Origin of the sequence: Bradyrhizobium sp., from assembly GCF_049691595.1 — a bacterium.
Classification (GTDB): domain Bacteria; phylum Pseudomonadota; class Alphaproteobacteria; order Rhizobiales; family Xanthobacteraceae; genus Bradyrhizobium.
This window is the reverse complement of record NZ_JBAVNZ010000276.1, coordinates 1-8,733: the sequence shown is the minus strand read 5'-3', so window position 1 is coordinate 8,733 and position 8,733 is coordinate 1. Positions and strand designations below refer to the sequence as shown.

Genomic DNA, 8,733 nt, shown 5'->3' with positions numbered 1-8,733 from the left:
GGGTCCTTGCTTCCCGTCGGCTTCTCGTCGATCGCCCAAAACCCAACCAGCGTATCGATCTTGTCCGCCAGCGCTACCGCAACGCTCACCGGATCGGTCGGCACCCGATCCGTCGGCCCCTGCGGCTTGTAATGCTCCTCGCTCGCGGCGGCGACGGACGCGTCCTCGCCCTGCGCCAGCGCGTAGTATTTTCCCATCAAGCCCTGCAGCTCCGGGAATTCGCCGACCACTTCGGTCAGCAAATCCGCCTTTGCCAGATGCGCGGCGCGTTTGGCCTTCTCGACATCGGCGCCGACAAGGGGCGCGATCTCGGCAGCGAGCCGCTCGATGCGCTTGATGCGCTCGCCCTGCGTGCCCAGCTTCTCGTGAAACACGATGTTCTCGAATTTCGGTAGCCTATCTTCCAGCCTGGTCTTCAGATCGGTGTCGTAGAAAAACTTCGCATCGCTCAGCCGCGCGCGGATCACGCGCTCGTTGCCGGCGACGATGGCCTTGCCGCCGTCACTCGCCTCGATATTCGCGGTCAAAATGAACTTGTTGGTCAGCGCTTTCGTTTTGGGATCGCTCACCACAAAGCATTTCATGTTGGTGCGGATGGTGGCGCGGATCACCTCGTCGGGAATCGCGAGATATTCCTTCTCGAACGATCCCATCATCACGACAGGCCATTCGACGAGGCCGGCGACCTCGTCGAGCAACCCCTGGTCCTCGACCAGTTCAAATCCCTGCGCGAACGCCAGCTGCCTGGCGTCGGTGAGAATGGCGTCCTTGCGGCGCTCGGGATCGAGCACGACCCTGGCATCCAGCAGCTTCGCCTCGTAATCCGCGAAGCGGCGCACCGGGATCGCGCGGGGCGCCATGAAGCGGTGGCCAAAAGTGGTCTGGCCGGCTTCGATGCCGTCGACAGCGAACTTCACCACCTCCGGCTCTTCGGTCTCGAGGCCGAAGGTCGCGACGATCGAATGCAGCGGCCGCACCCAGCTCAGCGCGCCGGGCCTCGACGAGCGCTCGCCCCAGCGCATCGATTTCGGCCACGGAAAGGTTCGGATGATCACCGGCAGCATGTCGGCGAGCACGTCCAGCGTGGCGCGGCCGGGCTTTTCGATCAGCGCGATGTAGAAGTCGCCCTTCTTCGGGTCGCGCTGGATCTTTGCCTCGCCGATCGAGGCAAGCCCGGTGGCTTTCAAAAATCCCTGGATCGCCGCATCGGGGCCGCCGACGCGCGGACCGCGGCGCTCTTCCTTCAGGTCGGATTGCCGCGCCGGAATGCCATGCACCGTCAGCGTCAGCCGCCGCGGCGTCGCAAACGCCCTGGCGCCCTCATAGACCAGGCCCTCGGCGACGAGCCTGTCGGTCACCATGCGGCGCAGGTCGTCCGCCGCCTTCGCTTGCATGCGCGCGGGGATTTCTTCGGAAAACAGTTCGAAAAGCAGGTCGGGCATTAAATTCCAGATCCAATCTCTCGTAGCGCGGCCCCGCCGAGGGACAGCGGCTACCCATCGCGCTCGATCTCAAACCGGCGTCGCGAGCTTGTTGTGCGAGCCGTCGCACAGCGGCATGTTGGCGGTGCGCTTGCAGGCGCAGAAGAACACCTTTTTGGTTTCCGGCGCGGTGAACGGCATCGGCGAAAATCCCGAGCCCTTGTGGCTGCCGTCGCAGAACGGCTGGCTGGCGGACTTGCCGCACGCGCACCACCAGTAATCCTTGCCCGCCTCCACCTCGACCGGAATCGGAAGCCTGCCGCCTATCGCCGGTTGCTCGCTCATCTCGCCCCTCCCGCTTCGGTGTGCACCCAGGCCTCGCCGCAGGCCTTTGCCAGCTCGCGCACGCGCATGATGTAGCTTTGTCGCTCGGTCACCGAGATCACGCCGCGGGCGTCGAGCAAATTGAAGACGTGACTCGCCTTGATGCACTGGTCGTAGGCCGGCAGCGCCATCAGATGTTCCTGCTGATTGCTGCCCTCCTTCCAGCCGGCCGCGAGATATTTTTGGCAGGCTTCTTCCGCCATCGAGAACTGCTTGAACAGCATCTCGGAATCGGAATGCTCGAAATTGTGCCGTGAGTATTCCTGCTCGGCCTGCAGGAACACGTCGCCATAGGTCACCTTGTCGGCGCCCTCGCGGCCGTTGAAATTGAGGTCGTAGACGCGGTCGACGCCCTGCACATACATCGCGAGCCGCTCCAGCCCATAGGTCAGTTCGCCCGCCACCGGCGCGCATTCGACGCCGGCGACCTGCTGGAAATAGGTGAACTGCGACACTTCCATGCCGTCGCACCAGCATTCCCAGCCGAGCCCCCAGGCGCCGAGCGTCGGGCTTTCCCAGTCGTCCTCGACAAAGCGGATGTCGTGCAGGCTTGAATCGATGCCGATGGCGGCCAGCGACTGCAGGTACAACTCCTGAAGGTCCGGCGGCGATGGCTTGATGATCACCTGGAACTGATAATAGTGCTGCAGCCGATTGGGGTTTTCACCATAGCGGCCGTCCTTCGGCCGGCGCGAGGGCTGCACATAGGCGGCCTTCCACGGTCTCGGCCCTAGCGCGCGCAACGTCGTCGCGGGATGAAAAGTGCCCGCGCCCATTTCCATATCGTAAGGCTGCAGGATCACGCAGCCCTGATCGGCCCAGAACCGCTGCAGGGCAAGAATGAAGCCCTGGAACGAGCGTTCCGGGCGCATGTGGGCAGCTATCGGGTTCATCGTCAGGCCAGGTCTTCGTCAGGTCAGGTCTTCGCGAGGGGCAGCAAGCGCGCCGGACCGTATCGGCGGGGAGGCAGGGAATCAAGGCGATGCCCGGCCGGGCCGCCTTGCGTATCGGACCTGTCGGGACCAGTTTTATCGGGGAGAGCTGGCCTCAACCGGACGCCGGAGGGCGATCATTGAAGCGAAGTTCGGCGATATTCGGCACCGCGCTGTTTCTCGCGCTTGCTCCCGGCATCGTCGCCGGCGTCGTCCCCTGGTGGATGTCAGGATGGGAGCTGCAGGAGCCCCTGTTCGGACTTCCGATCGTCCGCGCGATCGGTATCCTCCTGATCCTGATCGGTACGCCGGTGTTGCTCGATTCCTTCGCCCGCTTCGCGCTTCAGGGGGGCGGCACACCGGCTCCGGTACTGCCGACGCGCCACCTCGTCGTCAGCGGGCTCTATCGCCATGTACGTAACCCCATGTACCTCGCCGTTGTTGCGACGATCATCGGACAAGGTCTGTATCTCGGCAACGTCACACTGCTTGGCTACGGCGCGCTCCTCGGCCTCGTCTTCCATCTGTTCGTGCTCGGTTACGAGGAGCCGACGCTGCGCAACAGCTTCGGCGCGGAATATGACGCCTTCTGCGCCAATGTGCGTCGCTGGCTGCCGCGTCTGCGCCCGTGGCGCAGCGATCGGACCGCCTGACACAGATACCCTCTTGGCCGAATTCGCCGAACGAAACCGGCGATGCCGCGATGACGCTGCGACGGAGACGTGATCGGATTCGAGCGCCAGACCCGCGATTACCCCGGACGATAGGCGCCGGTGGCGGGGTCCCGCCGCAGCGTCGGAATCTCGTTCGACCTGGCGGCTTCGGCGACCCGAGCGAGCCTTGCCTCTTCCAATTCCCGGTTGACGCGCAGCGCCGTCCGGTAAGCCCAGCGGACCACGGCCAACCCACCCAGGACGCCCGCGAATGCGATCAGCGGCGGCATCGATTGTTCCTTGTCGTTCATCGCTCATGCCCCTCAAACCTATTCTCGCGCAAGCCGGGCTGCGCCGCAATTGCCCTTTAGGGGCAAAAATGGCGCGGGCCAGCCGCCTTCAAAACCCGAATTTCGCCCAAATTGCCCGGGTCTCCAGCGCGGAAATCAGCTCATCCGGCAGGCCGGCGAGACCATGCGGCACGGCCAGCATGCCGGCGCCCGGTGACCTGCGGCCCAACAGGCCGGACAATATCCCGCCCGCCGGCGCGATCACCGGCGTCAGCACCTTGTCGCCATAGCGGGCGCGCAAGGTCGAGCGCAGATCGCCGACGGCGTCGGCAAGACCGAGCGACACCGAGGTTTCGCCGGCCCAATATTGGCCGGTGAACAAGGTTTCGTCGGCGCCCTTCAGACGCGCGCCCCGGCTTTGCTTCACCAGCGCGATGAAGATCGCGTGGATCTCCCGCTGCAACGCCTTCAGCCGCGCGACATCCTCGGGGTCCTCGGGCAGGAACGGATCGAGCATCGCCTTGTGCTCACCGGCGGTATAAAGCCGCCGCTCGACGCCGATCTTCCTGATCAATTCCTGGAACCCGAAGCTGCCGCCGACCACGCCGATCGAACCGAGGATCGAGGAGGGGTCGCAGAAGATCTCGTCGCCCGCGCAGGCGATCATGTAGCCGCCGGATGCCGCGACATCCTCGACGAATGCCAATACCGGCAGTTGCTTTTCCGTGGCGAGCTGCCTGATCCGCAAGAAAATCTGGCGCGATTGCACCGGCGTACCGCCGGGCGAATTGATCACCAGCGCCACCGCCTTGGCATTCCTGGTCGCAAACGCGCGTTCCAGCATTTTGGCGACGCCCGCCAGCGTCATGCCCGGCCTCAAGGGCGTCACCGCGCCGATCACGCCGGACAGCCGGACCACCGGCACCACGGCGGCGCCGCGCCGCAGCCTGGCCGGAACGAACTCCTTCAGCCTGTCAACGAGGTCCGGCATCATCCCGCGATCACCTATTTTTTCACTCATGCCGTTACCTCGAATTAACCATTTTTTATCCCCTCACTGGCATTCGAAGGGCTGGAATGCCTTTTGCATTGCGGTTGTCATGGCCGCAATGGCGCGGCGGAGACTGACATGAAAATCTACCTGCTGATGATGCTGATCGGTACCCTTTTGGCAGCGGTCCACTTCACTTCGGTACCCGAACGGCGGTCAGAAACGCTCCCGCGATAGCCGCCCGACGCTTCGCGATAACCCGCCGCTCACGGTATCGCCAGCGGCAACGTCCCCTTCCCGGCCAAAATCTCCTGCACCCTTTTATTGGGCAGGCCTGACTCATCATTGAGCATCAGGGCGGCATGGATTTTGGTTGGCGTCCGCCCGCCCTTGGTGGCGCGGACCAGGACGCGGATCGCCGGCGTCCGTGCGTCACCGTGAACCGGCAGGATCTCGACGCTGCCGAAGCCGCGGTCGAGCGCCGCCAGCACCGCGGCGATCCCGTCGGCGCGCCAGATCAGCGTCAGCGTGCCGCGCGATTTGAGTAGCCGTCGCGCCGCGTGAATCCAGTTCCCAAGCGTGGTCGCGGTCGCGACGCGCGCGATCTCGCGCGCCCGGTCGGGCGAGATGCCATGCCGCGCGGGATCGTTGAACGGCGGATTCATCAGCACGACATCGGCGCTGTCGGGCGCCAAACGCGCCGCGGCGAACGCCTCGGCCAGGGATTCCACGTCGAGCACGATCACCTCAGCCGCGAGCGCATTGGCGGCGGCGTTTTCGCGCGCAAGACCCGCGAGCGCCGCATCGATCTCGACCAGAACGAGATCGATTCCGGGCACGCGCCTTGCGAGCGCAAGGCCGGCGGCGCCGACGCCGGCGCCGAACTCGATCACCCGATCGCGCGGACGTGCCGGTGTCGCCGCGGCCAGCAGCATGGCGTCGTGGCCGGCGCGATGACCCGCTTTCGGCTGCCGCAAACGCAATTGCCCGCCGAGAAACCCATCCTCGGTGACGTCCAGGGCCGGATCAGTCATCGGCCCGCAATTCGTGAGCCAGGCCCGCATCGGCCAGTAACTGCCGGGCTTCACGGTTATCGTCCTCATGCACCAGGATGCGGCGGGGCAGGATGCCGAGCGAGCCCTCGATGATGCTCATGTTCTGGTCCAGCACCAGATGGTGGATATTGGCGCCGTCGAGCAGCGCGCCGATGGCGGAAACCAGCACGATATCGTTGGTCCGAACCAGTTCTCGCACTTTGCTTTCTCCTTTGCCGGCCCGGTGCGAGACTTGCGCTGTGCATGTCAACCCTGCCTGGTGCCCTTGCCGGGTTGGCCCGCACTTTCTATTGTCATGCCTCAAGCATAGTACGAAACGGGCAAATGTGGAGACCAGCGTGGCGGTTATTGTACCCTTCGAAAGCCCGTCGAACGCCTCGATCGATGAGCTGGTCGGGCTTGTTGCCGCCGATATGGCGCGCGTCAACGCCACCATCCTGGCGCGGACCGGTTCGGAAGTCACCATGATCCCCGAGGTCGCCAACCACCTGATCTCCTCGGGTGGAAAACGGCTGCGCCCGATGCTGACGCTGGCGATGGCGGGCCTCACCGGCTATTCCGGCGACGGCCACATCAAGTTAGCGGCCTCCGTCGAGTTCATGCATACCGCGACGCTGCTGCATGACGACGTGGTCGACGAAAGCGAGCTCAGGCGCGGCAAACTGTCGGCGCGGATGCTGTGGGGCAACGAGGCGAGCGTGCTGGTCGGCGACTTCCTGCTCGGCCAGGCGTTCCGCATGATGGTCGAGGTCGGCTCGCTGCGCGCGCTCGACATCCTGTCCGCCGCCGCGGCCACCATCGCCGAGGGCGAAGTGATGCAGCTTGCGGCGGCCAAGAACACCGCGACCACCGAGGACGAATATCTCGCCGTGATCCGCGGCAAGACCGCTGAGCTGTTCGCCGCCGCCTGCGAGGTCGGCCCGGTCATCGCCAACCGGCCGAAGGCCGAGCAGACCGCGTGCCGCTCGGTCGGCATGAATCTCGGCATCGCGTTCCAGCTTGTCGACGACGTGCTGGACTATGGCGGCAAGGCCGCCAAACTCGGCAAGAACATCGGCGATGATTTCCGCGAGGGCAAGATCACGCTGCCGGTGGTGCTGGCGTTCCGCCGCGGCAATGACGGCGAGCGCGCGTTCTGGATCAAGGCGCTGGAGCGCGGCGAGATCGGGCACGGCGATCTCGACCACGCCATCGGGCTGATGACCAAGCACCGCGCGCTGGAAGACACCATCAGCCGCGCCCAGCATTACGGCGCGATGGCCGTCGACGCGCTGGCGCTGTTTCCGCCCTCGCCGATGAAGACCGCGCTGGAGCAGGTGGTGGCGTTCTGTCTGGCAAGGTCGCATTAGACGTGGGCGGCGCGAACCTTTGGCTGTTCCTGCTGGCCGCGCTGGTCATTGCCGCGATTCCCGGCCCCGGAATTTTCTATGTGGCGGCAAGGACACTGTCGGGCGGCAGGCAAGTCGGCATCGCATCCACTTTTGGCACGGCGGCGGGTGGGCTTGTACACGTTGTCGCGGGCGGGCTCGGCGTCTCCGCGATCATTCTTGCCAGCGCGCAGTTGTTTACGGTGCTCAAGCTGCTCGGCGCCCTCTATCTGGTCTGGCTCGGCATCAGGACCTTCCGCGAAGCAGGCAATCGGCTGCCTGAGCCGATAGGCTCTGCAGGAGCAGCGCAGGCATTTCGAGAAGGCGTCGTGGTCGAGGCACTGAATCCCAAGACCGCGGCTTTCTTTCTGGCGTTCATTCCGCAGTTCCTGGACCCGGCAGCCGGTTACCCTGCGTTCCAGTTCATTGCGCTGGGTCTGATCTCGGTGGCGCTCAACACTTTCGTTGACGTCGTTGTCGTCGCCACGGCCTCTGCGGCGCGCGCGAACCTCGTGCGCAGGCCAATTTTCTTTCAGCGTTTGAGGCAGGGTTCCGGGCTTTTCATTGCCGGGCTCGGAGTATCGCTCGCGCTGGCGCGGCGGCCCGCCACCAGCTAGCTCAGCGTCCCCGCATGCACCCACCATGAGGGGTGATCGAGCCGGACCTTCTGCGCCGCGGCCTGCGCGCGGGTATCGTCGTCAAAGATCGCAAAACAGGTCGCGCCGGATCCCGACATCCGCGCCAGCCGCATGCCCTCGGTGGCGCCGAGGGTCGACAACACCTCGCCGATCACGGGTTCGATGCGCGCGGCGGGGGCTTCAAGGTCGTTGGCACCCATCGCGAGCGCTTCGACCCAGTCGCCGATCGATGCGCCGTCTTCCGGCCAGGCCGGCGACTGGATCACATCGCTGGCGCCGACCAGCAGCTCGCCGTTGCGCAGGCCGAGGGCCGTGAACACGTCGCTGGTCGCCACGGCAACGCGCGGGTTGACCAGCACGCACGGCATTTTCGGCAAGGAGAGCGGCAGCAAGCTCTCGCCGATGCCGGTCATGTCGCAGGCGCGCGAGGCAAGGCAGACCGGCACGTCGGCGCCGGTCTTGAGCGCCACCTCGCGCAGGCGCGCGTCGTCGAGCGACAGCCCGTTCAGCCGCGCCAGCAATCGCAGCGCCGCGGCGGCGTCGGCCGAACCGCCGCCGATCCCGGCCGCCACCGGCAGCACCTTGTCCAGCGCAAAATGGCCAGCCTTCAGGTCCGGCACGCGCTCGCCGAGCAGGCGCGCGGCCTTGAGCACGAGATTGTCCGATGTCTCGCCGCAGGCCTGCGCCAGCGGGCCTGCCATGTCGAGCGCAAGTTCGGGGCCCGGCGTCAGCGTCAGGCGGTCGGCGCAATCGGCGAACGCCACCACGCTTTCGAGGTCGTGATAGCCGTCGACCCGTCGCCCGACCACCCGCAGGGTCAGGTTGACCTTGGCACGCCCCTGCTCGATCAGCGCCGGTGCGGTGGATGTGACATTCGCTTCAGTATTTCCACGAGCTGTCATAGCGAATGTCAAATCCAAAAAGCCGCACTGGAATCATGTTTTCTTCCAGCGTCCCGGCTCTCACATTCGCATGCGAACGCGCTGCAGCGAGGTGCGAATG

At 65.3% G+C, this 8,733-nt stretch carries 11 protein-coding genes; 3 read left to right on the top strand and 8 right to left on the bottom strand.

What is annotated here, in order from left to right; genetic code table 11:
* From glyS to WCE35_RS12395, 3 genes are all read right to left on the bottom strand, one after another.
* Positions 1–1,442: glycine--tRNA ligase subunit beta (glyS, locus tag WCE35_RS12405; protein ID WP_424593636.1), on the bottom strand; the 1,442-nt coding region annotated here is incomplete at its 3' end.
* 69 nt (positions 1,443–1,511) lie between these two features.
* Positions 1,512–1,766, bottom strand: coding sequence for a CDGSH iron-sulfur domain-containing protein (locus tag WCE35_RS12400; RefSeq protein ID WP_424593635.1), 255 nt, complete (start codon positions 1,764–1,766; stop codon positions 1,512–1,514).
* Positions 1,763–2,698 carry a glycine--tRNA ligase subunit alpha gene (locus WCE35_RS12395; protein WP_424593634.1) on the bottom strand — a complete coding sequence of 312 codons (936 nt, stop codon included), beginning with the start codon at positions 2,696–2,698 and terminating at the stop codon, positions 1,763–1,765. Before WCE35_RS12395 ends, WCE35_RS12400 begins: the two co-directional genes overlap by 4 nt.
* Positions 2,699–2,877: 179 nt before the next feature.
* Between WCE35_RS12395 and WCE35_RS12390 the strand changes: the two genes are divergently transcribed.
* Positions 2,878–3,390: a methyltransferase family protein gene (locus WCE35_RS12390; RefSeq protein WP_424593633.1), complete on the top strand. Its 513-nt coding sequence runs from the start codon at positions 2,878–2,880 to the stop codon at positions 3,388–3,390.
* A 98-nt stretch (positions 3,391–3,488) separates the two neighbouring features.
* Here WCE35_RS12390 and WCE35_RS12385 read toward each other — a convergent pair whose 3' ends face one another.
* The 4 genes from WCE35_RS12385 to WCE35_RS12370 form a co-directional block, all read right to left on the bottom strand.
* Positions 3,489–3,680: a hypothetical protein gene (locus WCE35_RS12385; RefSeq protein ID WP_424593637.1), complete on the bottom strand. Its 192-nt coding sequence runs from the start codon at positions 3,678–3,680 to the stop codon at positions 3,489–3,491.
* A gap of 109 nt (positions 3,681–3,789) precedes the next feature.
* Positions 3,790–4,701 carry a S49 family peptidase gene (locus WCE35_RS12380; RefSeq protein ID WP_424593632.1) on the bottom strand — a complete coding sequence of 304 codons (912 nt, stop codon included), beginning with the start codon at positions 4,699–4,701 and terminating at the stop codon, positions 3,790–3,792.
* A 236-nt stretch (positions 4,702–4,937) separates the two neighbouring features.
* On the bottom strand, positions 4,938–5,705 hold the full coding sequence (locus WCE35_RS12375; RefSeq protein WP_424593631.1) for a tRNA1(Val) (adenine(37)-N6)-methyltransferase: 768 nt from the start codon (positions 5,703–5,705) through the stop codon (positions 4,938–4,940).
* Complete coding sequence (locus tag WCE35_RS12370) at positions 5,698–5,925, bottom strand: DUF2007 domain-containing protein (protein WP_424593630.1); 228 nt, start codon at positions 5,923–5,925, stop codon at positions 5,698–5,700. Before WCE35_RS12370 ends, WCE35_RS12375 begins: the two co-directional genes overlap by 8 nt.
* Positions 5,926–6,064: 139 nt before the next feature.
* On the opposite strand from WCE35_RS12370, the gene WCE35_RS12365 reads away from it, so the two are divergent.
* Both WCE35_RS12365 and WCE35_RS12360 read left to right on the top strand, forming a co-directional pair.
* Entirely contained in the window at positions 6,065–7,075 is a 1,011-nt protein-coding gene (locus tag WCE35_RS12365; protein WP_424593629.1) for a polyprenyl synthetase family protein, read from the top strand.
* A 2-nt stretch (positions 7,076–7,077) separates the two neighbouring features.
* Positions 7,078–7,710 (top strand): LysE family translocator, encoded by a 633-nt coding sequence (locus tag WCE35_RS12360; RefSeq protein WP_424593628.1) that lies wholly within the window; start codon positions 7,078–7,080, stop codon positions 7,708–7,710.
* On the opposite strand, the gene WCE35_RS12355 is transcribed toward WCE35_RS12360, so the two are convergent.
* A complete protein-coding gene (locus WCE35_RS12355) occupies positions 7,707–8,633 on the bottom strand; it encodes a 4-(cytidine 5'-diphospho)-2-C-methyl-D-erythritol kinase (protein WP_424593627.1) in 927 nt (308 codons plus the stop codon). The genes WCE35_RS12360 and WCE35_RS12355 overlap by 4 nt on opposite strands.
* Positions 8,634–8,733: the final 100 nt, after the last annotated feature.